Origin of the sequence: Streptomyces sp. KL116D (genome assembly GCF_030766975.1) — a bacterium.
GTDB lineage: Bacteria > Actinomycetota > Actinomycetes > Streptomycetales > Streptomycetaceae > Streptomyces > Streptomyces longispororuber_A.
Genome location: NZ_JASERH010000087.1, coordinates 91,801 through 116,456, shown reverse-complemented (window position 1 = coordinate 116,456; position 24,656 = coordinate 91,801). Strand labels below are relative to the sequence as shown.

The window sequence follows — 24,656 nt, the reverse complement described above, 5'->3', positions numbered from 1 at the left end:
TGCCGTGCTTCTCCTTCATGACGTTCCTGATCGCCGTGCCGACCGCGTGAAGTTCTTCAACTGGACCGGCACGATGCTGGAAGGGCTCGCTGTCCTTCGAGACACCGATGCTCTGGGCGGTCGGCTACCTCGATCACCTTCACGTTCGGCGGCCTGACCGGCGTCATCCTGGCGGCGCCGCTGGACTTCCACGTCACGGACTCGTACTTCGTGGTGGCGCACTTCCACTACGTGGTGTTCGGCACCGTCGCCTTCGCGACGTTCGCGCGGCTTCCACTTCTGGTGGCCGAAGCTCACCGGCAAGCTGCTCGACGAAGCGCACTCGGCAAGATCACGTTCTGGACGCTGTTCACCGGCTTCCACGGCACGTTCCTGGTGCAGCGCTGGCTGGGCGTCGAGGGCATGCCGCGTCGTTACGCGGACTACCTCGCGGCCGACGGCTTCACCGCGCTGAACAGCGATCTCGACGCATCTCCTCGTTCCTGCTCGGTCTGTCGATCCTGCCGTTCTTCTACAACGTCTGGAAGACCGCCAAGTACGGCAAGAAGATCGAGGTCGACGACCCGTGGGGCTACGGCCGTTCGCTCGAGTGGGCGACCTCCTGCCCGCCGCCGCGGCACAACTTCCTCACCCTGCCGCGCATTCGCTCCGAATCGCCGGCGTTCGACCTGCATCACCCTGAGATCGCGGCTTTGGACCAGCTGGAGAACTCCGGCCACGGTGACAAGGCCCTCGCTGGCGGCAAGGAGGCCGGCAAGTGAAGGTCCAAGGCAAGATGTTCATCTGGCTGAGCCTCTTCGTCCTGATCATGGCCGGTGTCTACGGCGTGTGGTCGAAGGAGCCGGCCGGTACGACGGCACTCTTCCTGGCGTTCGGCCTGTGCATCATGATCGGCTACTACCTGGCCTTCACGGCCCGGCGGGTCGACACCGGTGCGCAGGACAACAAGGAGGCCGACGTCGCGGACGACGCCGGCGAGGTGGGCTTCTTCAGCCCGCACTCCTGGCAGCCGCTCTCCCTGGCCGTCGGTGGCGCGCTCACCTTCATGGGCGTCGTCTTCGGCTGGTGGCTGCTGTACTTCTCGGCCCCCATCATCCTGTTCGGCCTGTGGGGCTGGGTCTTCGAGTACTACCGCGGTGAGAACCAGAACCAGTAGTTCTGACCGGTTCTGACCGGTTCTGAACTCCCGTGCGCGAAGGGCCCGGACACTCTTGAGGGAGGGTCCGGGCCCTTCGGCGTGTCGCGGCCATGCCCCGTGCGGCTCACTCGCCGCGCTGGACGTGACGAACCTCCATACGGTGGGTTCATGAACCACTCACCGCGCATCCGAACGGTTCTTGGCTGCACGCTGCTGGTGGCCGCACTCGGTGCGGGCGTCACGGCCTGCGGCAGCTCCGGCCACCCGCTCTCCGCCAAGCCGTACGACGCGGCGAGCCAGATCACCTTCAGCGGCCCCGTGGGCGCCAAGAAGGCCGATCCGGACAAGCCCCTGGAAGTCACCGCCCAGGGCGACGAGTCCCGCATCACCGACGTGACCGCCACGGACGCCATGGGGCGCTACGTGGCGGGCGAACTCGCCGCCGACGGCAAGAGGTGGCACAGCACCGCCCCGCTGGCCGCAGACGCCCACTACACGGTCCACGTCAGCACCGAGGACGAGGACGGGGCCCCCGGCCGCAAGGTCCTCTCCTTCGACACGGGCAACCCCAGCAAGGAGAAGGCCCTCAAGGTCACCTTCGGGCCCGAGGGCGGCAAGTACGGCGTCGGCCAGCCCATCACGGCCGAGCTCAACAAGCCGGTGAAGGACCCGAAGGCCCGCGCCGTCGTCGAGCGCGCCCTCAAGGTGGACTCCCAGCCCGCCGTGCAGGGCGCCTGGCACTGGGTGGACAGCAAGGAGCTCCACTTCCGGCCCAAGGAGTACTGGCCCGCGCACGCCACCATCACGGCGCGCAGCAACCTGGAGGGCATCAAGGTCACCGACCGCCTCTGGGGCGGGAAGTCCAAGGCGCTGACCATCACCACGGGGGACCGCCTGGAGGCGATCACCGACGCCGGCTCGCACTACATGACGGTCTACCGCAACGGGGAGGAGATCAACTCCATCCCGATCACCACCGGCAAGCCCGGCTTCGAGACCCGCAACGGCGTCAAGGTGGTCCTGGGCCAGGAGTACTACGTACGGATGCGCGGCACCAGCATCGGCATCGCCGAGGGGTCGTCGGACTCGTACAACCTGCCCGTCTACTACGCGACGCGGGTCACCTGGAGTGGTGAATACGTGCACGCCGCCCCGTGGTCCACCGGCTCCCAGGGCTACGAGAACGTCAGCCACGGCTGCACGGGCATGAGCACCGGAAACGCCGAGTGGTTCTTCGACACCTTCCACAAGGGCGACATCGTCAAGGTCGTCAACAGCTACGGCGACGACATGGACCCGTTCGGGAACGGGTTCGGCGACTGGAACGTCAGCTGGAAGAAGTGGCAGGAGGGCAGCGCCCTCTCGAACACCGGCAAGCCCGACCCGGTCAGCCAGGCCCGGCTCAGCCCCGAGGTCTGAGCCCGCCGGGTGTGAGACTTCCGACTCCCGTACGCCGACGGCGTACGGGAGTCGGCCGTTTCGTCAGGCCGTCAGGCGCCGACGGCGAGCCGTGAGCGCAGCAGGGACGCCAGGGCGTCGGCGAACTCGACCGGGTCGACCGGAAGCGTCACAGCGGCCTCCGCACGGCTCCAGGTGGCCAGCCAGGCGTCCTGCGGGCGGCCGATCAGGAGCAGCACCGGCGGGCAGCGGAAGATCTCGTCCTTGATCTGCCGGCAGACGCCCATGCCACCGGCGGGGACGGCCTCGCCGTCCAGGACGCAGACGTCGATCCCGCCCCGGTCCAGCTCCTTCAGGACGGCCGGGAGCGTGGCGCACTCGATGAACTGGACCTCAGGGACGTCGGATGCGGGCCTGCGGCCGGTCGCCAGGCGCACCTGCTCGCGCGTGTTGGCGTCGTCGCTGTAGACCAGAACCGTCGCGGTCGACTGCATCGTTCCTCCGAGGCGTCGTAAGTCTGGGGGCGTGGGGCGTCCGTTGGCGCGGAGCCTACTCCTCCCGACACCCCGTCAACACCGGTTCGTACAGGCCTCCGATGGGCCATATGGGCTGGACACACCCCCCAGACACTCCGAACGGCACCCCCCGGAGTGAGGGCGAGATAAGCGACCGACATAATGTCGGTCGTGGCGACAGCAACGACAGTAGAAACCGGGCACGCGCACCCGTCGGTCAATCGACCGAACCTCACCAGCGTCGGAACCATCATCTGGCTGAGTTCCGAGCTGATGTTCTTCGCGGCCCTCTTCGCGATGTACTTCACCCTGCGATCGGTGACGGGACCGGAGCACTGGAAGGAAATGGCCTCGAGCCTGAACCTTCCGTTCTCGGCGACGAACACCACGATCCTGGTGCTCTCCTCACTCACCTGTCAGCTCGGCGTGTTCGCCGCCGAGCGCGGTGACGTGAAGAAGCTCCGGATGTGGTTCATCGTCACCTTCATCATGGGTGCGATCTTCATCGGCGGTCAGGTGTACGAGTACACCGAGCTGGTCAAGAAGGACGGGCTCTCGCTCTCCTCCGACCCGTACGGCTCGGTCTTCTACCTGACCACCGGCTTCCACGGCATGCACGTGACAGGTGGCCTCATCGCCTTCCTGTTCGTCCTCGGCAGGACGTATGCGGCCCGGAGGTTCACCCACGAGCAGGCGACCGCCGCCATCGTCGTGTCCTACTACTGGCACTTCGTCGACGTCGTCTGGATCGGCCTCTTCGCCACGATCTACCTGATCAAGTAGTTCAAAGATCACAGCATCGGGCGTAGTACCCGACACATTCCCGCAGCACCGACGCAGAAGATCCTGACACCGGGGTAATCCGTGAAAAAGCTCTCCGCACGACGACGCCATCCGCTGGCGGCGGTCGTCGTCCTACTCCTCGCGCTGGCGGCCACCGGGGGGCTGTACGCCGCGTTCGCGCCCGCGAGCAAGGCGCAGGCCGATGAAACCGCCCAGTCCCTCGCCATCGACGAGGGCAAGAAGCTCTACTCCGTCGGCTGCGCCAGCTGCCACGGAACCGGCGGTCAGGGCACCACCGACGGGCCGAGCCTCGTGGGCGTCGGCTCCGCCGCCGTCGACTTCCAGGTCGGCACCGGCCGGATGCCCGCGCAGCAGCCGGGCGCGCAGGTCCCCCGCAAGAAGGTCATCTACTCGCAGGCCGAGATCGACCAGCTCGCGGCGTACATCGCCTCTCTGGGTGCCGGCCCGGTCGTGCCGACCGAGAAGGACTACAGCCCGGAAGGCGCGGACATCGCCAAGGGTGGCGAGCTGTTCCGCACCAACTGCGCGCAGTGCCACAACTTCACCGGTGAAGGTGGCGCGCTGACGCACGGCAAGTTCGCGCCGAGCCTCGAGGGCGTCTCGCCCAAGCACATCTACGAGGCCATGCAGACCGGCCCGCAGAACATGCCGTCCTTCCCGGACACGACGATGACCAGCCAGAACAAGAGGGACATCATCGCGTACCTCGACGCGGTCAACGGTGACCAGACGGAGAGCCCTGGTGGTCTCAAGCTGGGCGGGCTCGGCCCGGTCAGTGAGGGTCTGTTCGCCTGGATCTTCGGTCTCGGCGCCCTGGTCGCCGTCGCCATCTGGGTCGCCGCTCGGACCGCAAAGGCCAAGAAGTCATGAGTAGCCAAGACATTCCAGAAGAGAACGTGCCTGCTGAGCGGGCCACCGAAGAAGCTGCGCACGGTGCGGTCGCGGTGAAGGACGAACCCTTCGCCGACCCGGGCCTGCCGCCGCACGAGCACCGGATCCAGGACATCGACGAGCGGGCCGCACGGCGGTCCGAGCGTGCGGTCGCCTTCCTGTTCGTGCTGTCGATGCTGGCCACCGTCGCCTTCATCGCCTCGTACGTCGCCATCGACGTCGACAAGAGCATCTACGTCTTCCCGATCGGCCACATCAACGCGCTGAACTTCGCGCTGGGCACGACGCTGGGCGTGGCGCTGTTCTGCATCGGCGCGGGCGCGGTCCACTGGGCCCGCACCCTGATGTCCGACGTCGAGGTCGCGCAGGAGCGCCACCCGATCGAGGCCGAGCCCGAGGTCAAGGCCAAGGTCCTGCAGGACTTCAAGGACGGTGCGCGCGAGTCCCAGTTCGGGCGCCGCAAGCTGATCCGCAACACCCTGTTCGGAGCGCTGGCCCTGGTGCCGCTCTCCGGCGTCGTCCTTCTTCGTGACCTCGGGCCGCTGCCCGGGACGAAGCTGCGCCACACGGCGTGGAAGGAGGGCAAGAAGCTCGTCAACATGAACACGAACGAGCCGCTCCGTGCGTCGGACATCACGGTCGGTTCGCTCACCTTCGCCAAGCCCGAGGGCGTGGAGGAGCACGACGAGGACTTCCAGCAGGTCATGGGCAAGGCCGCCCTGATGCTGGTCCGTATCCAGCCGGACAACATCAAGGACAAGCAAGAGCTCGAGTGGTCCCACGAGGGCGTCGTCGCGTACTCGAAGATCTGCACCCACGTCGGTTGCCCGATCTCCCTGTACGAGCAGCAGACGCACCACGTGCTCTGCCCCTGTCACCAGTCCACCTTCGACCTCTCCGACGGTGCGCGAGTGATCTTCGGTCCCGCCGGGCACGCGCTGCCGCAGCTGCACATCGCCGTCGATGACGAGGGCTTCCTCGTGGCGCAGGGCGACTTCGCAGAGCCCGTCGGTCCTGCCTTCTGGGAGCGCGGATGAGTACTACGACCACCAACGACGCGCCTGCGCGCGAAAAGGCACCGGCCGGCGAGCGGGTTGCCGACTGGGCCGACGGCCGTCTGGGGATCTACTCCCTGGCCAAGGCCAACATGCGCAAGATCTTTCCGGACCACTGGTCCTTCATGCTCGGCGAGATCTGCATGTACAGCTTCATCATCATCATCCTCACGGGTGTGTACCTGACGCTGTTCTTCCACCCGTCGATGAACGAGGTGACCTACGACGGCAGCTACGTCCCGCTCCAGGGGCAGCTGATGTCGGAGGCGTTCAACTCGACCATGCACATCTCCTTCGATGTGCGCGGTGGTCTGCTGATCCGGCAGATCCACCACTGGGCGGCGCTGATCTTCCTCGCCGGCATGTTCGTGCACATGATGCGCGTGTTCTTCACGGGTGCGTTCCGCAAGCCGCGTGAGGTCAACTGGGTCTTCGGATTCCTGCTGTTCGTCCTGGGCATGTTCACCGGCTTCACCGGTTACTCGCTCCCGGACGACCTGCTCTCCGGCACCGGTGTCCGCTTCATGGAGGGCGCGGTCCTGTCCGTGCCGGTCGTCGGCACGTACCTCTCGTTCTTCCTGTTCGGCGGAGAGTTCCCGGGCGGCGACTTCGTCGCGCGGTTCTACTCGGTGCACATCCTGCTGCTGCCGGGCATCATGCTCGGCCTGATGGCGGCGCACCTGATCCTGGTCTTCTACCACAAGCACACGCAGTTCGCGGGTGCCGGCAAGACCGAGAAGAACGTCGTCGGCATGCCGCTGCTGCCGGTCTACATGGCCAAGGCCGGAGGCTTCTTCTTCCTGGTCTTCGGTGTCATCGCGATCATCGCGGCGATCGCCTCGATCAACCCGATCTGGGCCATCGGCCCGTACCGCATCGACCAGGTGTCCACCGGTGCGCAGCCCGACTGGTACATGGGCTTCTCCGAGGGCCTGATCCGTACGATGCCGGGCTGGGAGATCAACATCTGGGGCCACACCCTCGTCCTGGGTGTGTTCGTCCCGCTGATCATCTTCCCGCTGGTCCTGGTCGCGATCGCGGTCTACCCGTTCATCGAGTCCTGGGTCACCGGCGACAAGCGCGAGCACCACATCCTGGACCGCCCGCGCAACGCCCCGACGCGCACGGCCTTCGGTGCCGCGTGGATCTCCTGGTACTTCGTGCTCCTCGTGGGTGGTGGAAACGACCTCTGGGCCACGCACTTCCACCTGTCGATCAACGCGATCACCTGGTTCGTCCGCATCGGCTTCTTCGTCGTGCCGGTCCTGGTGTTCATCGCCACCAAGCGGATCTGCCTCGGCCTCCAGCGCCGCGACAAGGACAAGGTGCTGCACGGACGCGAGTCCGGCATCATCAAGCGCCTGCCGCACGGTGAGTTCATCGAGGTGCACGAGCCGCTGGACCAGGAGGCCCTGCACACGCTCACGGCGCACGAGCAGTACGAGCCGCTCGAGGTCGGCCCCGCGGTCGACGAGAACGGCGTGGAGCGCAAGGTGTCGCGCACGCAGAAGCTGCGCGCCAAGCTCTCGAAGGGCTACTACGGGGAGCACAACCAGATCCCCAAGCCCACCGCCGAGGAGTACAAGGAGATCACCAGCGGCCACGGCCACCACTGATCTCCGACCTGTTCGCCACGGCAGGAGCCCTCGTCCAGTGCCTGGACGGGGGCTCTTTGCCGTCCCCGCACCTCGATAAGGTGGGGGCGGGGATTCTCCCGATCCTTCTCTTCCCGACGTCTCGTCGTACACGACTCAGGAGCGGCCATGAGCGCTTTGACCCCCGCAGGAGGCAACACCGCGGCGGGCCGTTCCTGGCCCTCCGTCCTGAACGGCCTGCTGGAGGGCCGGGACCAGAGCGCCGACGACACGGCGTGGGCGATGGACCGGATCATGCGGGGCGAGGCGACCGACGCGCAGATCGCGGCCTTCGTGGTGGCGCTGCGGGCCAAGGGCGAGACCGTGGAGGAGATCTCCGGTCTGGTCCGCGCCATGTACGAGCACGCCAACGTGATCGACGTGCCCGGCGAGACCGTCGACATCGTGGGGACCGGCGGGGACGGCGCGAAGACCGTCAACATCTCGACCATGTCCGCCATCGTCATCGCGGGCGCCGGCGCCAAGGTCGTCAAGCACGGCAACCGGGCCGCCTCCTCGGCGTCCGGTTCCTCGGACGTGCTGGAGAAGCTGGGCGTCAACCTCGATCTGCCGCCGCGGCGGGTGCCCGAGGTGGCCGAGGAGGCGGGCATCACCTTCTGCTTCGCCGTGAAGTTCCACCCGGCGCTGCGGTACGCGGGCGCGGCGCGCGGCCAGATCGGCATCCGCACCGTCTTCAACCTCCTGGGCCCGCTCACCAACCCGGCCCGGGTCAAGGCGCAGGCCGTCGGTGTCGCCGACCCGCGGATGGCGCCCATCGTGGCCGGCGTCTTCGCCGAGCGCGGCAACTCCTCCCTGGTGTTCCGCGGCGACGACGGACTCGACGAACTGACCGTCACCGGCACCTCCCGGGTCTGGGTCGTCCGCGACGGGGTCGTGCACGAGGAGACCTTCGACCCGCGCGACGTGGGCATCGAGACGGTGCCGATCGACGCGCTGCGCGGCGGCGACCCGTCGTTCAACGCCGAGGTGGCCCGCCGGCTCCTCGACGGCGAGCGCGGTCCCGTGCGCGACGCCGTGCTGCTGAACTCGGCCGCCGCGCTCGTCGCCGTCCGGCCGGGCACCGGGACGCTCGTCGAGCAGATCAGGGCCGGCATGGACCGGGCCGCCGAGTCGATCGACTCCGGGGCGGCGAAGGCGACGCTGGAGCGCTGGGTGGTCGCCAGCAACCGCTGAATGCCGTGCAGGTGTGCCGCAAGGGCGCAGTCCGACGTGGGATCCGTCTCAGGAGTTGGACTGCGCCCTTGCCGTATGCCGGACGTGTGGCAGGATGCTGTCCAAGGTCATGAGTGACAGCGATCGAGGCCCCAGCCCGCTGTCCGGCAACCCTCCGTCCGTGGCGGGGTGCCCTGGGTGAAGACCAGGCCGTGCGCAGCAAGGCGCATGGCAAGCGCGGACCCCTCGCGAACTTCCAGGGGTCCTGGGTCGTTCGAGGGAGCTGTCTCGTGAGCAAGCGAATGCGCTAGGGCCTTCGGCCCCATCTCCACCACCACCCTCCGTGCGGTGCTTTCCGTCGTTCCCGCGCGTCGAGGTCAACACCCGTACGCCGTCAGCCGGTTGAGTGCTGCCGTGCGGGCCTTCACAGCCGATTCGCCTTGACCTGCCGGGAGATACCGCCATGTCCGCTCACGCCTCCACCGCCGTCGCCGCCGCTTCCGCCGACTCCGCCGACCCGTCCTGCGGCGCCCCGCTGCCGGTGCTCGGCCGGGACGTCACCGTGCCGCTCGTCACCGGTGGCGAAGTGACGTACGCAGCCCTCGACTACGCGGCCAGCGCGCCGGCCCTGCAGCGCGTCTGGGACGACGTCGCCGCCTACGCGCCGTACTACGGCAGCGTGCACCGCGGCGCCGGGTACCTCTCGCAGCTGTCCACCGACCTGTTCGAGAACTCCCGCGTCGCCGTCGCCGAGTTCCTCGACTGCCGGGACGGCGACCAGGTCGTCTTCACCCGGTCCACCACCGACTCGCTCAACCTGCTCGCCGCCACGCTCCCCGCCGACTGCGAGGTGTTCGTCTTCGAGACCGAGCACCACGCCTCGCTGCTGCCGTGGCGGGACGCCCGGGTGACCTACCTGAACGCGCCGCGCACCCCGGACGAGGCGGTCGCCACCCTGGAGCGGGCCCTCGCCGACCGCGACACCCCGTCGGGACATGGGGCTCCGGCCCTCGTCTGCGTCACCGGTGCCTCGAACGTGACCGGTGAGCTCTGGCCGGTGCGCGAACTCGCGGCCGCGGCGCACGCGCACGGCGCCCGCATCGTCCTCGACGCCGCCCAGCTCGCGCCCCACCACCCGGTCTCCGTACAGGAGTTGGACGTGGACTGGGTCGCCTTCTCCGGCCACAAGCTGTACGCGCCGTTCGGCTCGGGCGTGCTCGCGGGCCGCTCCGACTGGCTGAGCGAGGCCGAGCCGTACCTGGCCGGCGGCGGCGCCTCGCGCAAGGTGGCCCGGCGCACGGACGGGGGCGTGGACGTCGAGTGGCACACCACCGCCGCCCGGCACGAGGCCGGTTCGCCGAACGTCATCGGGGTGTACTCGATCGCCTCGGCCTGCAAGGCGCTCACCGAGGCCGGCTTCGACAGCCTGGTCGAGCGGGAGCAGTTCCTGATCAGGAAGGTGCGGGACGGGCTCGCCGCGGTGCCCGAGGTGAAGGTGCTCTCGCTGTTCGGCGACGACGCGCCGCGCGTCGGCGTCATCTCGTTCGTGGTGGAGGGCTGGAACTCCTCGCACTTCGCCGCCGCGCTCTCCGCCGAGTACGGGATCGGGGTTCGCGACGGACTGTTCTGCGCCCACCCGCTGGTGCGGACCCTGCTCGGCTCCGACCCGCAGACGCAGGGCGAGTGCGGGGCGCCGGAGGCCGCGCCCGGCGAGAAGTCGCTCAACGCCATCCGGGTCAGCTTCGGCGCCGGCACGCCCGACGAGCACGTCGAGCGATTCGTGGCCGCCGTGACGGAGCTCGTGCGCGACGGCGCGCAGTGGAACTACCGCACGCAGGACGGCCGCTGCGTGCCCGACACCACGACCGTCTGAGGCTCTGGGTCCCGGGAGCCGGGTCCTAGGAGTCGAGGCCGATCGCGAACGCCGCCTCCAGGTCGTGCTGCGAGTACGTCCGGAACGCGACGTGCGTGTCCGTGCCCTCGACGCCGGGGATCTTGCTGATCCGGCCGGGGATGACGTCCGCCAGATCGTCGTGGCTCGCGACCCGGACCATGGCGATCAGGTCGTAGGTGCCGGTGACGGAGAAGACCTCGCTCACGTTGTCCAGAGCCGCGATCGACTCGGCGATCTCGGGGATCCGGTCCACGCTGGTCTTGATGAGCACGATCGCGGTGATCACGGCTGGCTGTCTCCCTCGGTGGCCGTGGTGTGGGTCGCCTTCACTCTAGCCCGGCCTCTATATCTCACCCACGCGTAGAGGAACCCGACGGAGAAGCCCACCAGGTGCGCCAGGTACGCCACCCCCGGCCCCTGGCTCGCCTGGCCCGCCGCCGCCCACTGCAGCGCCACCCAGAACGGCAGCACCACCCACGCCGGAAAGCGCAGCGGCAGGAAGAAGAGGAACGGGAACAGGCTCGTCACGCGCGCTTCGGGGAAGAGGTACAGGAACGCGCCGAGGACGGCCGAGATCGCCCCGGAGGCGCCGACCAGGGTCTGGTCGGAGTCGGCGTGCGCGGCCGCGTACCCGAGCAGCGCGAGATATCCGCTGGTCAGGTAGAAGAGCGCGTACTGGACGTGACCCATGCGCTCTTCGACCATCGCCCCGAAGACGTAGAGGAAGAGCATGTTGCCCAGCAGGTGCAGCCAGCTGCCGTGCACGAACAGGGCCGTGAGCGGGGTGAGGGCGGCCCGGGGCGATCCGGTGAAGAGTTCGGTGGGGATCACGCCCCAGCGCTCGAAGTAGGCGCTCTGCGCGGCGAGCAGGCCGTCACCGGTGCCGTAGGCGGGGTTGAGGCCGGAGGCCGGGGAGATCACGAAGACCGCGCAGCACACGGCGATGATTCCGTACGTGACCGGAGCGGGATGCCCCCTGAGGAAAGCGGTCACCTTGCCGATCGCGTCGCGCCCATTGCCGATCATGGGAGAGAGCATGACGCAAGGCGGGGAGCGGGCGGCGTACGGCAGGCCGTAGGGTGACAGCCAATACAGCAAGCACCACGCACCACGGAAAGCGCACGTCCCGCGGGACCGTGCACGAAAGAAGGCGCAGTCCGATGACGGTTCCCCTGCCGACCGCCACCACCCGCTGGCGCTGCACGCTCTGCGGCAACCTGACGCGGTTCGACGTGACCCGCTCCTCGAAGGTCGTCGAGTACGTGCACCTCGACCTGGCCGGAGAGCCGAACGTCGAGGAACGCAACGTGGTGAGTGAGACCATCGAGTCGGTCCGCTGCCGCTGGTGCAACGCCGTGGATCAGGTGGAACTGGTGGACAGGCCGGGCGCCGACTCCTGACGGAGCGGCCCCACAGCGACTTGGGGTGACGGATGGTGGAGAGCACGGGCGGGGAGGCCGGGAACGCCGAGCAGGCCGCCGCCGCCGAGGTGCTCGACCGGCCGTTGCCCGAAGGCGTACGGCGGCGGGTCGTGCAGATCGTCTCGGACGGTTTCGGCGGTCTGACGGTAGGCGAAGTTCCGCCCCAATTGAGGCAGTACGCCCGGTTCACCCCGACGCGACGGGTGAAGTTCGCGGGTAACGCCATGGCGGCCGCCCTGGAGAGCGACACCCTGTTCCGGCAGCGGATCGGGGAGCGGTTCAGGGACGCCCAGCCCGAGCTGGCGGGCGCCCTCGACGCCGGTGCGCCGCCGCCCGCCGCCGACCCCCTCGACGTGGCCGCCGCCGCGTACGTGCTGCGGCCCACCGGCTGGGTGAAGCTGGTCGCCGCCGCGGGCGAGGAGGCCCAGCGGGCGGACGCCGAGCGCGCCGACGAGGAGACCCGTGCCGAACTGGACCGGCTGCGCGAGCAGCTGGAGCAGGCCCATGCGCACGGCAAGGCCGAGACGGAACGGTTGCGCGCCGAGCTCGACGCGGCCAAGCGGGAGGCCGACGCGGCGCAGCGCAAGCTGCGGGCGGCGCTCAGCGACGTGAAGCGCGGCGAGGCCGCCGCCCGCAAGGCGCAGGCCGAGACCGAGGCCGTCCGGGCCGAGGGGCAGGCGCAGGTGTCGGCCGCCGAGAGCGAGTCGCGGCGGCTCAAGGCGCGGCTCGGGGAGACCGAGGCGGCCCTGGAGGCGTCGCGCCGGGCGGCCCGCGAGGGGCGCAGCGTCGAGGACATGAGGGTGCGGCTGCTGCTCGACACGGTCCTGGAGGCGGCCCAGGGGCTGCGCAGGGAGCTGGCGCTGCCGCCCGTGTCGGCGCGGCCCGCCGACTCCGTGGACGCGGTCGAGCCGGGGAAGATGACCCCGAAGGACATCGCGACGCGCGCGCTGCACGAGCACGATCCCGCGATCCTCGACCAGTTGCTCGCCCTGCCGCAGGCCCATCTCGTGGTCGACGGGTACAACGTGACGAAGACCGGGTATCCGACGATGCCGCTGGAGAAGCAGCGGCTGCGGCTGCTCGGCTCGCTGTCCCAGCTCGCCGCGCAGACCGGGGCCGAGGTGACCTGCGTCTTCGACGGGGCCGAGCTCGCCGCTCCGGTGCTCCTCGCGCCGCCGCGCGGCGTGCGGGTGCTGTTCTCGAAGGCCGGTGTCACCGCTGATGAATTGATTCGCCAGCTGGTCCGCGCCGAACCGCCGGGCCGGCCCGTGATCGTCGTCTCGACGGACCGGGAGGTCGCCGACGGCGTCGCGAAGGCGGGTGCGCGACCGGTCGCGTCCGTCATGCTGCTGAAGCGGCTTTCGCGGGGCTGAGCCCGTTTCCGTCCGATTGCGTCCGGAAGCGTAACCTCCGCTCCAGTTGCCCGAATTGGCGAAACCTTCACGCAACGTAGCGTCAAAGCGACATCACTGCATGTGAGTTGAGTGCAAAGAATGCGGTGGGTGACCGAGATTTTTCTCGTCAGGATTTGAACTGATCACAAGAAGGTCACTAGGGTCGGGCTTCGAACCTCCGCTCGGGTGATCACTCACATGAGGTGAGTGACGGTGGAGGGCACCGCCCACCGGGTGTTCTGTGGGCGGCTGGAGGAAGAAGGAGCTCGCCTTCGTGGCGTCCCACCGTCGACCCAAGCAGCCGAGCCGCACCCGTGTGACCGTGCTCACCGCGACCGCCGCCGCTGCCGTGGCACTCACCTCGCAGGCGGCCAACGCCGCGCCCAAGCCCGACAAGAGCGAGGTCAAGGCCAAGGTCGACAAGCTCTACGAAGAGGCGGGCAAGGCCACCGACCTCTACAACGGGGCCAAGGAGAAGCAGAAGAAGCTCGAGAAGGAGATCGGCGAGCTCCAGGACAAGGTCGCCCGGGAGCAGGAGGAGCTCAACACGCTCCGCACCGGCCTCGGTTCGCTCGCCAGCCAGCAGTACCGCTCCGGTGGCATCGACCCCTCCGTCCAGCTCTTCCTCTCCGCCGACCCGGACAGCTATCTCGACAAGGCGTCCACCCTCGACTCGCTGAGCGCCCAGCAGCTGGAGTCGCTCAAGAAGGTCCAGGCGAAGCAGCGCACGCTGGCCCAGGAGCGCGCCGAGGCGTCCGAGAAGCTCCAGGACCTCGCGGACACCCGCACCCAACTGGGCAAGAAGAAGAAGGAAGTCCAGAAGAAGCTGGGCGAGGCGCAGAAGCTGCTCAACACGCTGACCGCCCAGGAGCGCGCCAAGATGGCCGCCGCCGAGGAGCGCGCCAGCCGCGACTCCGCCGGCCGCGTCGACCTCGGCAACGAGGTGCCCGCCTCCAAGCGCGGCGCCGCCGCCCTGAGCGCCGCCGCCACCCAGCTCGGCAAGCCCTACGTCTCCGGCGGCACGGGCCCCAACTCCTACGACTGCTCCGGTCTGACGCAGTGGGCCTACAACCAGGCCGGTGTCGGGATCACCCGCACCACCTACACGCAGCAGAACGACGGCCCGAAGATCGGCATGAGCCAGCTCAAGCCGGGCGACCTCGTCTTCTTCAACAGCCTCGCGCACGTGGGCCTGTACGCCGGGAACGGCCAGGTGCTGCACGCCCCGCACCCCGGCGCCGTCGTCCGCTACGAGTCGATGAGCACCATCGGATCGTTCCAGTTCGGCGTCCGCATCTGATCCTCTTACCAACGGCATCCGGAAACGCGCCCGTTCGGGCGAATTCCGGACCCCGTCGCTGACCCCGCGCCCCGCCCGTGACCTGCGTCATAGGCGGGGCGCGCGGTTTTGTGTGCCCCGAACGGTCGTTGGCCGTGCGGTAGTCGCGCGGCTACTGTCGGCGCGCATTCCCCGGATCACCGGGGCACGTCAGCGGAAGGGAGAGCGGCCACCCGTGGGGTCCCATCGCCGTACCGCGCACTCCGGGTCAGCAGGATCCGACCGGAGCACGCGCGCAATCGTCCTGACCGTGGCCGTAGCGGGAACGGCGGCCGCACTCGGTGCCGTGCCCGCGGGCGCAGCCCCGCAGGACAGGCCGGCCGACACCAAGGCCGAGGTGGACCGCCTGTACGAGCAGGCGGAGAAGGCCACCGAGGCGTTCAACAAGGCCGACGAGCGCGCCGACCGGCTCCGCGAGGAGCTGGCGACGTCGCAGGACGAAGTGGCCCGGGGGCAGGAGCGCATCAACAGGATGCGGCAGGCGCTCGGCATGGTGGCCGGCGCCCAGTACCGCTCGGGCGGCGTCGATCCCTCGCTCGCCCTGATGCTCTCCTCCGACCCGGACGCCTACCTGGACCGGGCCAGCACCCTCAACCGGCTCAGCGCCCGGCAGGCCGGCGAGCTCAGCGAACTGCAGGACGCGCAGCGGGAACTGGCGCAGGAGCGGGCCGAGGCGCAGCGCAAGCTCACCGAGCTGGACGCGAGCCGCAAGGCCGTCGCCCGGCACAAGCGCAGCGTCGAGGCGAAGCTCGCCAAGGCACGCAGGCTGCTCAACTCGCTGCCCAGCGCCGATCGCGCGGCCTACGACCGGGCCTCGCGCGGCGGGGACCGCCCTGATCTGTCCGGGGCGGGCGCCGCCTCGTCGGACCGCGCCGCCGCGGCCCTCGCCGCCGCCCAGTCGGCGCTCGGCAAGCCGTACGTCTGGGGCGCCAACGGGCCGTCCGGGTTCGACTGTTCGGGCCTGATGCAGTGGTCGTACGGGCAGGCCGGGGTCGGTCTGCCGCGCACCTCGCAGGCCCAGCGGTACGCGGGCCGCCAGGTCTCCCTGTCGCAGGCGCAGCCGGGCGATCTCGTCGCGTACGGCTCGGACGCCCACCACATCGGCATCTACGCGGGCAACGGCCAGGTGATCCACGCGCCGTACCCGGGCGCGCCGGTGCGCTACGACCCGGTCGGCATGATGCCCGTCTCATCCGTGACCCGGGTCTGAGGCTCCCCGCGGGGATACGCCGTACGATCGGAAAGATGGCTGGTCGACGGCGTGCGATGAGCAGGGCGGGCTCCTTCGTGGTGCCGGTCGCCCTGCTCGTCGGGCTTTCCGGGTGCGAGCGCGGCGCCGAGACGCCGGTCGACTCCCGCACGGCCGCCGTGCAGCGGGTGCTCGACCGGCGGGCGGACGCGGTCCTGGACGGCGACGCCGGCGCGTACCGGGCGACCGGCGGCGCCGACCCGTATCTGCTCTCCGACCTGGCCGAGGTCCCGCTGAAGTCGTGGGCGTACGCGCTCACGCGCCTTGACGGCAGTGGCTCCCGGATCGGGGCGGAGGCCGAACTGCGCTATCGCGTCGACGGGTACGACGGGGCGCCCGTCGTCGCCGCCCGCAGGCTGACGCTCGAACGCAAGGACGGCCGCTGGCGCGTCGTCGAGGACGAGCCGGTGAAGAAGTCGGGGCGGCAGCTGTGGGAGCAGGGCAGGGTGACCGCCGTGCAGGGAGACCACAGCCTGGTGCTCGGGGTGGGGCAGCAGCGGTCCGTGCTGCGGTCGTACGCGCGGATCGCCGACGACGCGGTGCCCGCCGTCGTGGACGCCTGGGGCTCGGACTGGGCCCGCGGCGTCGTCGTGCTCGTGCCCGAGTCGCTGGACGGCATGGGGGAGTTGCTGGGGGCGCCCGCCTCCGGCTATCAGGGGATCGCGGCCGTCACGACGGGTGAGGCGGGCGGCTCGCGCACGGCCCCGGCGGACCGGGTGATCCTCAACCCCGAGGCGTACGGCGTGCTCGGCACCTTCGGCAAGCAGGTCGTCCTCACCCACGAGACCACGCACGTGGCCACCCGCGCCGTGACCTCGGCGGCGACGCCGCTGTGGCTGTCGGAGGGGTACGCGGACTGGGTGGGCTACCGCGGCACCGGGCGCACGGCGGGGCAGGCGGCGCCCGAACTCCAGCGGGCCGTGCGGGACGGCGGCGCGCCCGCCGAACTCCCGGACGACGCCGCCTTCGGGTTCAGCGGTGACGCGGCCGAGCTCGCCCGCGCCTACGAGTCCGGCTGGATGGCCTGCCGGATGATCGCGGACCGGTGGGGCGAGGAGAAGCTCAAGGCCTTCTACCGGGCGGTCGGCGGGCACCGGCAGCGGGCCGGCGCCGTGGAGGGGGCGCTGGCGAGCGTGCTCGGCGTCGAGGAGAAGGACTTCGTGGCGCGCTGGCGGGAGTACGTGCGCTCCGAGCTGGGCTGACGCTCACGCCCCCAACTGCGTGATGGCCTCCCGCAGCCACGCCCGCTCCGCCTTCCCCGTCGCCCGCGCCACCCGCAGCATCCCCTGCCGGAACAGGTCGTCGGGCTCCTCCGCGCGCACCGGCCTGCCCTCCTCGTCGTAGAAGAAGCTCGCCGGGGTCTCCAGGAAGTCGAGGCGGCGGCGGAGCACCGCGGCCTGCTCGGCCGGGTCGGTGAGGTGGCGCAGGAACGCGAGCAGCGTGTTGAAGCGCACCTGGTCCGTGATCTCGATGTCCTTCGGCGTGCGGAGGTGGTCGAGCAGGGCGGTGCGGCCCGCGTCCGTGAGGGTCAGGACGCGGCGGGGGGCGGCGCCCGAGCCGGGGGCCGTGTGCTCGTCGAGCCGGCCCGCCTTCACGAGCCGGGTGATCGCCGGATAGAGCGCGCCGTCGCTGACCGGGCGGACGTGTCCGCTCAGGGACTTGATGCGCTCCTTCAACTCGTAGCCGTGCAGCGGCTGTTCGTAGAGAAAGCCGAGGATCGGCAGCTCCAGCATGGGCGCTCCGGAGTGGTTGCGGTGGCCGGTCACGGCATGCTACCTCTTTTCGAGGTATCCGGTACCTCGAATCGAGGTACCGGCAGGGGAAGGGATGGTGGCCGTGGAGGCCGTCGAACACCGCAGGACACTCGTCGAGCTCGCGCGGCCCGTGTACTTCTCGCTGCTCGCCAACGTGGCGGCAGGGATCATCAACACCCTCTGGGTGGCCCGGCTCGGCGGGGAGGCCGTCGCCGCGGTCGCCGTCGCGACGAACGTCGAGAACGTGCTGCTCGGCGTCGCCCTGGTCTTCGGCTCCGGCACGACGGTCCTGGTCGCGCACGCCAGGGGCGCGCAGGACCCCGGCGCGCTGCGGGCCGCGGTGCGCGGCGGCGTGGGGCTGTGCGCCCTGCTCGTGCCCGTCGTCGCGGGCGGCGGCTGGCTGCTGCGCGAGGACGTCGCACGGCTCGCGCTCGGGGACGGCGGCGGCGCGGTGCGGCTCGCCGTCGCGTACTTCGGCGTCTCCCTGCCGGGCATGGCCGTCTTCTACGCGCAGCAGCTCGTCGACGGCATCCTCAAGGGCGCGGGCGACACCCGCACCCCGATGCGGCTCGCCCTCCTCACGAACGGCCTGATCCTCGTCCTGGACCCGCTGCTCATCCAGGGGTACGGGGTGGTGGGCGCGGCCGTCTCGACCGTGGCGGCCCGGCTCGTCGCGCTCGCGGCGGGGCTCCGGGTGCTGCGGCGCGACCCGCTGCTGCACGGCGCGGCCGGGGTGGGGAGCCCCTGGGCCGTGGCGCGCACCGGGCTGCCCATGGCCGCCGACTTCACGGTGCGGCAGACGGGTGCGCTGGTGCTCGTCGCGGTGGTGGCCAGGCTCGGGGTGACGGCCGTCGCCGCGTACGCCGTCGCGTACAAGATCCTCTACGTCGCGACGATGGCGTTCTACGCGGTGCGCCAGGCCGCCTCCATCCACACCGCCCACCGGCGGGGCGCGGGCCACGACGAGCGCGGCGCCGTCGGCCGGCAGGCGGTCGTGGTGTCGGGGGCCGTGGGACTGGTGGCCGCCCTGCTGTTCCTGGCGCTCGCGCCGTGGCTGATGCGGGCGTTCGGGGCGCCGCACGAGGTGACCGTGGAGGGCGCCCTGTTCCTGCGCTGCGTCGGCCCCTACCTGGTGCTCCTGGCCGGGTTCATCGCGCTGGGCGGCGTCTTCGAGGGCAGCGGGGGAGCGCCGAAGGTGCTGCGGGTGACACTGCTCGGGACGCTCCTCCAACTCCCGTGCGCCGCTTGGCTGTCCGGGCTCTGGGGGCTCGCCGGGGTGTGCGCGGCGATGGGGGCGGCGATGGCCGTGCAGTGCGGATGCCTGCTGGTCATGGCCCGGCGGGCGGCCGCTCAGGAAGCGGCGCCCACCGACTGGTCACGGGCCGCCTGAGGGGGCACCGGGGTGCGCTCCGCGCGCCGCGGCTCGGTCACCGTCGCCCGCCACAGCCGGCGGCAGGCGCTCAGCGTCGCCACGACCAGCAGGCCGTTGCGCACCAGGAGCAGCGTCACACCGAGCCAGTCGCTGGCGACGACGTGCGAGAACCAGACGGGGAACTCCAGGAACGTCACGAACGTCGCCGCGAGCACCAGCCACACCGGCAGCGTCATCCGGCTCTCCCGGAACAGCAGGCACACGGCGGCGAGCCCGACCAGCCACAGCATGTACTGCGGACTGATCACCCGGCTCGTCGTCGTGAACAGCAGCACCGCCGTCAGCGCCGCGTCGGCCGGCGTGCCGGCCCCCCAGGCGCGCGCCCTGAGCCGCCACAGCACCAGCCAGCCGAACGCCAGCGCCGTGAGCCCCTGCGCGAGGGCGCTGACCAGGTCGACGTACGGACCGAGGAACTCGACCGAGCCGTAGTTCAGCTGCACCGTGCCCGACCAGCCGAACTGCCGCGCCACGTGGAAGACCAGCGACCCAAGGGACTCGACCTCCGTGCCCCGGTCCTTCTGGAACGTCAGGAAGGCCATGGCGCCCGGCATCGCGATCGTGAAGGCGACCAGGAGCCCGCCGGCCGTCAGCGCCGCCGCGCCCCACGACTCCCGGGTGGCCCGGCCCCGCCGCATCCCGACGAGCAGCAGCGCCGGCCACACCTTGAGCATCGCGCCGATCGCGGCCAGCACGCCCGCCGCCCTCGGATGCCGGGCGGCGGCGAGCAGCGCGGCGACCGCGACGGCGGTGACCATCACGTCGTAGCGGGCGTACACCGTCTGCCCCAGCAGCGGCAGTCCGGCCACCCAGACCCACACGCCGCGCCGCGACTTGTGCTGCCGGTCGGCGACGTACAGCAGCATCAGGAAGACGGCGGCGTCGGCGAGGAAGGCCAGCAGGAAGAACGCGTGCGCGTACGACAGGAACGGCAGCAGCACGGGGGAGAGGATCGCGACCGCGGCGGCCGGCGGGTACTGCCACGTCACGTCGTCCAGAGGGAACGTTCCGGTGCGCAGCACGTCGAACCAGCCGTGGTAGATCACGGACACGTCGCTGGTCACGTCGGGGCCCGGGACCACGACGACCCGGAAGACGCACAGCAGGAGCAGGGTCCTGGTCAGGGCCCAGGTGATCAGGAGCGCTGCGGGATTTCGCGTCTTCATTCGAGCCATCATGCCTGGGAGTACTGTGCGGTGGCCATGGAGCCAAGCGGCGTGGCGCGTTCCGGGGAGTCGGTTCGGTACTGTCTGCGGCGATGCACACGACACCGAAGACCCTGCTCGTCACGAACGACTTTCCGCCCCGCCCCGGTGGCATCCAGGCGTTCCTGCACAACATGGCGCTGCGCCTGGACCCCGAGCGGCTCGTCGTCTACGCGTCCACGTGGAAGCGGAGCAAGGAGGGCATCGAGGCGACCGCCGCCTTCGACGCCGAGCAGCCGTTCACGGTCGTACGCGACCGTACGACGATGCTGCTGCCGACACCGCGCGTGACCCGGCGCGCGGTGGGCCTCCTGAAGGAGCACGGCTGTACGTCGGTGTGGTTCGGGGCGGCCGCCCCGCTGGGGCTGATGGGGGGCGCGCTGCGCAAGGCGGGCGCCCGGCGGATCGTCGCGACGACGCACGGACACGAGGCGGGGTGGGCGCAGCTGCCCGCCTCCCGCCAACTGCTGCGCCGGATCGGCGAGTCGACCGACACCATCACGTACCTGGGCGAGTACACGCGCTCCCGGATCGCGGCGGCGCTGACGCCCGCCGCGGCGGAGCGCATGGCCCAACTCCCGCCGGGGGTCGACGAGAAGACGTTCCACCCCGGGTCGGGCGGCGACCTGGCCCGGGCGCGGCTCGGGCTCTCGGAGCGGCCGGTGGTCGTCTGCGTCTCGCGGCTCGTGCCGCGCAAGGGCCAGGACACGCTGATCCTGGCGATGCCGCGGATCCTGGCGGCGGTGCCGGACGCGGTGCTGCTCGTGGTGGGCGGCGGGCCGTACGAGAAGGAGCTGCGCAAGCTGGCCGTGGAGACCGGGGTCGCGGACTCCGTGCGCTTCACCGGGGCCGTGCCGTGGGCGGAGCTGCCCGCGCACTACGGGGCGGGGGACGTGTTCGCGATGCCGTGCCGGACGCGGCGCGGCGGGCTCGACGTGGAGGGGCTCGGCATCGTCTACCTGGAGGCGTCCGCGACCGGGCTGCCGGTCGTGGCCGGTGATTCCGGTGGGGCGCCGGACGCGGTGCTCGACGGGGAGACCGGGTGGGTCGTGCGGGGCGGGTCCGTGGAGGATGCGGCGGACCGGGTCGTCGCGTTGCTGCTGGATCCGGAGTTGCGGCGGCGGATGGGGGAGCGTGGCCGCGCGTGGGTGGAGGAGCGGTGGCGGTGGGATCTGTTGGCGGAGCGGTTGCGGGAGCTGCTCTAGCGCTTCCGCTTCTGCCGGGTGTCGGGTTGTGCGCGGGTGCGGGCCGGTGGGGCTTCTCGCGCAGTTCCCCGCGCCCCTGAGATGCGCACTGCGTGCGCCATCTCATGGGGCGCCCCTGGGGCTGCGGCGGAGCCGCTTGCTTCAGGGGCGCGGGGAACTGCGCGAGCAACCACGACGAGAGCCGCGGACGCCTGGCGACGAGCAAGTCCTACGGTGAGCGGGCGCCCGCCGCGACGTGCCTCGCCGCGGCGGATGTCACCCGGTCACCCGCGGTAGATCGCCTCGATCTCGTCCGCGTAGTCCTTCGCCACCACGTTCCGCTTCAGCTTCAGCGACGGCGTCAGGTGACCCGAGTCCTCGGTGAACTGGGTGCCCAGGATCCGGAACTTGCGGACCGACTCCGCCTTGGAGACCGCCGCGTTGCCGTCGTCCACGGCCGACTGGATCGCGGCCAGCAGATCCGCGTCGCCCGCCAGCGACGCGACCGTCGCGTCGGCCGGCTTGCCGTGGTCCGTGGCCCACTTGCCGAGGAACTCCTCGTCGATGGTGACCAGGGCGCCGACGAACGGGCGGCCGTCACCGACCACCATGCACTCGGCGACCAGCGCGTGCGCACGGATCCGGTCCTCGATGACGGCCGGGGCGACGTTCTTGCCGCCCGCCGTCACGATGATCTCCTTCTTGCGGCCGGTGATCCGCAGGTAGCCGTCCTCGTCGAGCGTGCCGATGTCACCCGTGTGGAACCAGCCGTCGGCCAGGGCCTCCTCCGTGGCGCCCTGGTTGTTCCAGTAGCCGGTGAACAGGTGCTCGCCGTGCAGCAGGACCTCGCCGTCGTCGGCGATCCGGACGACCGAGCCGGGCAGCGGCTGGCCGACCGTGCCGATCTTCTGGCGGTCCCACGGGTTGAAGGCGGTGGCCGCGCAGGACTCGGTGAGGCCGTAGCCCTCCAGGACCGTGAAGCCGATGCCGCGGAAGAAGTGGCCGAGGCGCTCGCCCAGCGGCGCGCCGCCGGAGATCGCGTACTCGCCGCGCCCGCCGAGCACGGCCCGCAGCTTGCTGTAGACCAGCTTGTCGAACGTCTTGTACTTGAGCTTCAGGGCCAGCGAGGGGCCCTTCGGGGTGTCCAGGGCGCGGCTGTACTCGATCGCCGTGTCCGCCGCCTTGTCGAAGATCTTGCCCTTGCCGTCGGCCTGCGCCTTGGCCCGGGCCGAGTTGTAGACCTTCTCGAAGACGCGCGGGACACCCAGGATCAACGTGGGCCGGAACGCGGCCAGTTCGTCCGTGAGGTTCTTGATGTCCGGGGCGTGGCCCAGCTTGATCGGGGCCATCAGGGAGGCCACCTCGACCAGGCGGCCGAAGACGTGGGCCACCGGCAGGAAGAGGAGGACCGAGCACTCGCCCGTACGGAACAGGGGCTTCAGCCGCTCGACGACGTTGCCGCACTCCGCGAAGAAGCTGCGGTGCGTGAGGACGCAGCCCTTGGGGCGGCCCGTCGTGCCGGACGTGTAGACGATCGTGGCCGGGTCGTCGGCCTTCGCCGCCGCGCTGCGCTCGTCGACCGTCGCGTCGGAGACCTCGGCGCCGGAGCGGTTCAGCTCCTCCACACCGCCCGCGTCGATCTGCCAGACGTGCTTCAGGGCGGGCAGGTGGTCGCGCACGGAGGCGACGGCCGCGGCGTGCGCGTCCGACTCGACGAGGATCGCGACGGCGCCGGAGTCGCCGAGGATCCACTGGATCTGCTCCGCCGAGCTGGTCTCGTAGACCGGGACGGTGACCGCGCCCGCACTCCAGATCGCGAAGTCGAGCAGCGTCCACTCGTACCGCGTGCGCGACATCAGGCCGACCCGGTCGCCCGGCTGCACGCCGGAGGCGATCAGACCCTTCGCCGCGGACTGCACCTCGGCCAGGAACCGGACGGACGTGACGTCCTGCCAGGTGCCGTCGACCTTGCGGCCGATGACGGCGACGTCCGGATGCTGCGCGGCGTTTCTGCGGACGATGTCGGTCAGGTTGCCGTCCGCAGGGACCTCGTACAAAGCCGGAAGGCTGAACTCGCGCAAGACTGCTGCTCCTCATAGGGCGCCGGCGCCACGACTCTGTGTGCTGCGTCGGTGCGGTCCAAGATCGGGCAGGTGCTCGGAGCTCAGATACTCAGGTATTTGAACTGAGCACGACTGGACTGCCCGGACGTTACCCACCAGTACTGGTCTTTCGGTAGGGGGTCCAGGCCAGATGTTCGCTGCGTCACACGACATGGCGGTGCTGTGCGCACAGTAGTCCACGTGCTTCCCGACTAGGAAGTAACCGCAGGTCCGGCGGCCTCTACCCACCTTCGACCCATCGTCCTAGGGTGATCGCATGCGCGTACACGTAGTCAGCGATGTGCACGGAAACTCCACCGACCTCGCACGAGCCGGAGACGGCGCCGACGCCCTGCTCTGCCTCGGTGACCTGGTCCTCTTTCTCGACTACGCCAATCACTCGCGCGGCATTTTTCCCGATCTGTTCGGTTCTGCGAACGCCTCGCGTCTCGTGGAGCTCCGCACCGCCCGCCGCTTCGAGGAGGCCCGCGCCTTCGGTGCCCAGCTCTGGGCCGGGGTCGACCGCGGCCCGGCCATCGAGAAAGCGGTGCGCAAGCAGTACGCCGAGCTGTTCGCCGCGTTCCCCAGTCCTACGTACGCCACCTACGGCAACGTCGACATGCCCCAGCTGTGGAGCGAGTACGCGAGCCCGGGCACGACCGTGCTCGACGGACAGCGCGTGGAGATAGGGGGCTGGGTCTTCGGGTTCGTCGGCGGCGGGCTGCGCACCCCGATGCGGACCCCGTACGAGATCGACGACGAGGAGTACGCCGCGAAGATCGAGGCCGTGGGCGAGGTGGACGTGCTCTGCACCCACATCCCGCCGGAAGTGCCCGACCTGGTCTACGACACCGTCGCGCGGCGCTTCGAGCGCGGCAGCCGCGCGCTGCTCGACGTCATCCGCCGCACCAGGCCCCGCTATTCGCTCTTCGGCCACGTCCACCAGCCGCTCGCCCGGCGCATGCGGATCGGCGCCACCGAGTGCGTCAACGTCGGCCACTTCGCGAGCGCGGGAAGGCCCTGGGCCCTGGAGTGGTGACGGCGGGGACGCCCATGCGCGATAGCCTTCACGCGACA

22 protein-coding genes, 1 pseudogene and 1 riboswitch are annotated in these 24,656 nt (G+C 70.4%); of the genes and pseudogenes, 17 read left to right on the top strand and 6 right to left on the bottom strand.

Features of this window, described 5'->3' with window-relative positions; genetic code table 11:
* Positions 1-60: 60 nt before the first annotated feature.
* The 3 genes and pseudogenes from RBJ77_RS35565 to RBJ77_RS35555 form a co-directional block, all read left to right on the top strand.
* A pseudogene (locus tag RBJ77_RS35565) lies at positions 61-369 on the top strand (cbb3-type cytochrome c oxidase subunit I); the annotation flags it as partial.
* 388 nt (positions 370-757) lie between these two features.
* Positions 758-1,156, top strand: a complete 399-nt coding sequence (locus RBJ77_RS35560) for a cytochrome c oxidase subunit 4 (protein WP_372348765.1) — start codon at positions 758-760, stop codon at positions 1,154-1,156.
* 150 nt (positions 1,157-1,306) lie between these two features.
* Positions 1,307-2,557: an Ig-like domain-containing protein gene (locus tag RBJ77_RS35555; RefSeq protein WP_372348764.1), complete on the top strand. Its 1,251-nt coding sequence runs from the start codon at positions 1,307-1,309 to the stop codon at positions 2,555-2,557.
* A 71-nt stretch (positions 2,558-2,628) separates the two neighbouring features.
* Here RBJ77_RS35555 and RBJ77_RS35550 read toward each other — a convergent pair whose 3' ends face one another.
* Positions 2,629-3,030: a hypothetical protein gene (locus tag RBJ77_RS35550; RefSeq protein WP_372348763.1), complete on the bottom strand. Its 402-nt coding sequence runs from the start codon at positions 3,028-3,030 to the stop codon at positions 2,629-2,631.
* Positions 3,031-3,213: 183 nt separating this feature from the next.
* Between RBJ77_RS35550 and RBJ77_RS35545 the strand changes: the two genes are divergently transcribed.
* From RBJ77_RS35545 to RBJ77_RS35520, 6 genes are all read left to right on the top strand, one after another.
* Complete coding sequence (locus tag RBJ77_RS35545; RefSeq protein ID WP_372348762.1) at positions 3,214-3,834, top strand: heme-copper oxidase subunit III; 621 nt, start codon at positions 3,214-3,216, stop codon at positions 3,832-3,834.
* Positions 3,835-3,915: 81 nt separating this feature from the next.
* The gene (locus RBJ77_RS35540) at positions 3,916-4,725 is read left to right on the top strand and encodes a c-type cytochrome (RefSeq protein ID WP_372348761.1); all 810 of its coding nucleotides are present in this window, start codon (positions 3,916-3,918) and stop codon (positions 4,723-4,725) included.
* Positions 4,722-5,783 carry a Rieske 2Fe-2S domain-containing protein gene (locus RBJ77_RS35535; protein WP_372348760.1) on the top strand — a complete coding sequence of 354 codons (1,062 nt, stop codon included), beginning with the start codon at positions 4,722-4,724 and terminating at the stop codon, positions 5,781-5,783. Before RBJ77_RS35540 ends, RBJ77_RS35535 begins: the two co-directional genes overlap by 4 nt.
* Complete coding sequence (locus tag RBJ77_RS35530; RefSeq protein ID WP_372348759.1) at positions 5,780-7,417, top strand: cytochrome bc complex cytochrome b subunit; 1,638 nt, start codon at positions 5,780-5,782, stop codon at positions 7,415-7,417. Before RBJ77_RS35535 ends, RBJ77_RS35530 begins: the two co-directional genes overlap by 4 nt.
* A gap of 147 nt (positions 7,418-7,564) precedes the next feature.
* A complete protein-coding gene (gene trpD / locus RBJ77_RS35525; protein WP_372348758.1) occupies positions 7,565-8,629 on the top strand; it encodes an anthranilate phosphoribosyltransferase in 1,065 nt (354 codons plus the stop codon).
* Positions 8,630-8,734: 105 nt separating this feature from the next.
* A riboswitch (SAM riboswitch) is annotated at positions 8,735-8,852 on the top strand.
* A 219-nt stretch (positions 8,853-9,071) separates the two neighbouring features.
* Entirely contained in the window at positions 9,072-10,481 is a 1,410-nt protein-coding gene (locus RBJ77_RS35520; protein ID WP_372348757.1) for an aminotransferase class V-fold PLP-dependent enzyme, read from the top strand.
* 25 nt (positions 10,482-10,506) lie between these two features.
* Here the strand turns inward: RBJ77_RS35520 and RBJ77_RS35515 are convergent, their stop codons facing one another.
* Complete coding sequence (locus tag RBJ77_RS35515) at positions 10,507-10,788, bottom strand: Lrp/AsnC family transcriptional regulator (RefSeq protein WP_372348756.1); 282 nt, start codon at positions 10,786-10,788, stop codon at positions 10,507-10,509.
* Positions 10,785-11,528: a rhomboid family intramembrane serine protease gene (locus RBJ77_RS35510; protein WP_372348755.1), complete on the bottom strand. Its 744-nt coding sequence runs from the start codon at positions 11,526-11,528 to the stop codon at positions 10,785-10,787. Before RBJ77_RS35510 ends, RBJ77_RS35515 begins: the two co-directional genes overlap by 4 nt.
* A 134-nt stretch (positions 11,529-11,662) precedes the next feature.
* On the opposite strand from RBJ77_RS35510, the gene RBJ77_RS35505 reads away from it, so the two are divergent.
* From RBJ77_RS35505 to RBJ77_RS35485, 5 genes are all read left to right on the top strand, one after another.
* Positions 11,663-11,902 carry a hypothetical protein gene (locus RBJ77_RS35505; RefSeq protein ID WP_338695757.1) on the top strand — a complete coding sequence of 80 codons (240 nt, stop codon included), beginning with the start codon at positions 11,663-11,665 and terminating at the stop codon, positions 11,900-11,902.
* A gap of 32 nt (positions 11,903-11,934) precedes the next feature.
* Positions 11,935-13,296, top strand: coding sequence for an NYN domain-containing protein (locus RBJ77_RS35500; protein WP_372348754.1), 1,362 nt, complete (start codon positions 11,935-11,937; stop codon positions 13,294-13,296).
* 295 nt (positions 13,297-13,591) lie between these two features.
* Positions 13,592-14,617: an NlpC/P60 family protein gene (locus RBJ77_RS35495; RefSeq protein WP_372348753.1), complete on the top strand. Its 1,026-nt coding sequence runs from the start codon at positions 13,592-13,594 to the stop codon at positions 14,615-14,617.
* Between the two features lie 214 nt (positions 14,618-14,831).
* Positions 14,832-15,866, top strand: coding sequence for an NlpC/P60 family protein (locus RBJ77_RS35490; protein WP_372348752.1), 1,035 nt, complete (start codon positions 14,832-14,834; stop codon positions 15,864-15,866).
* Between the two features lie 35 nt (positions 15,867-15,901).
* The gene (locus RBJ77_RS35485) at positions 15,902-17,107 is read left to right on the top strand and encodes a hypothetical protein (protein ID WP_372348751.1); all 1,206 of its coding nucleotides are present in this window, start codon (positions 15,902-15,904) and stop codon (positions 17,105-17,107) included.
* A gap of 3 nt (positions 17,108-17,110) precedes the next feature.
* Here RBJ77_RS35485 and RBJ77_RS35480 read toward each other — a convergent pair whose 3' ends face one another.
* Entirely contained in the window at positions 17,111-17,638 is a 528-nt protein-coding gene (locus RBJ77_RS35480) for a PadR family transcriptional regulator (RefSeq protein ID WP_372348782.1), read from the bottom strand.
* Positions 17,639-17,741: 103 nt separating this feature from the next.
* Here RBJ77_RS35480 and RBJ77_RS35475 point away from each other — a divergent pair, with 103 nt between their 5' ends.
* A complete protein-coding gene (locus RBJ77_RS35475; protein ID WP_372348750.1) occupies positions 17,742-19,049 on the top strand; it encodes an MATE family efflux transporter in 1,308 nt (435 codons plus the stop codon).
* On the opposite strand, the gene RBJ77_RS35470 is transcribed toward RBJ77_RS35475, so the two are convergent.
* Complete coding sequence (locus RBJ77_RS35470; RefSeq protein ID WP_372348749.1) at positions 19,010-20,254, bottom strand: glycosyltransferase 87 family protein; 1,245 nt, start codon at positions 20,252-20,254, stop codon at positions 19,010-19,012. The genes RBJ77_RS35475 and RBJ77_RS35470 overlap by 40 nt on opposite strands.
* A gap of 92 nt (positions 20,255-20,346) precedes the next feature.
* Here RBJ77_RS35470 and RBJ77_RS35465 point away from each other — a divergent pair, with 92 nt between their 5' ends.
* Positions 20,347-21,498: a glycosyltransferase family 4 protein gene (locus RBJ77_RS35465; RefSeq protein ID WP_372348748.1), complete on the top strand. Its 1,152-nt coding sequence runs from the start codon at positions 20,347-20,349 to the stop codon at positions 21,496-21,498.
* A gap of 263 nt (positions 21,499-21,761) precedes the next feature.
* Here RBJ77_RS35465 and RBJ77_RS35460 read toward each other — a convergent pair whose 3' ends face one another.
* Positions 21,762-23,558: a long-chain fatty acid--CoA ligase gene (locus RBJ77_RS35460; RefSeq protein WP_372348747.1), complete on the bottom strand. Its 1,797-nt coding sequence runs from the start codon at positions 23,556-23,558 to the stop codon at positions 21,762-21,764.
* A gap of 298 nt (positions 23,559-23,856) precedes the next feature.
* On the opposite strand from RBJ77_RS35460, the gene RBJ77_RS35455 reads away from it, so the two are divergent.
* Positions 23,857-24,618, top strand: coding sequence for a metallophosphoesterase (locus RBJ77_RS35455; protein WP_255972156.1), 762 nt, complete (start codon positions 23,857-23,859; stop codon positions 24,616-24,618).
* Positions 24,619-24,656: the final 38 nt, after the last annotated feature.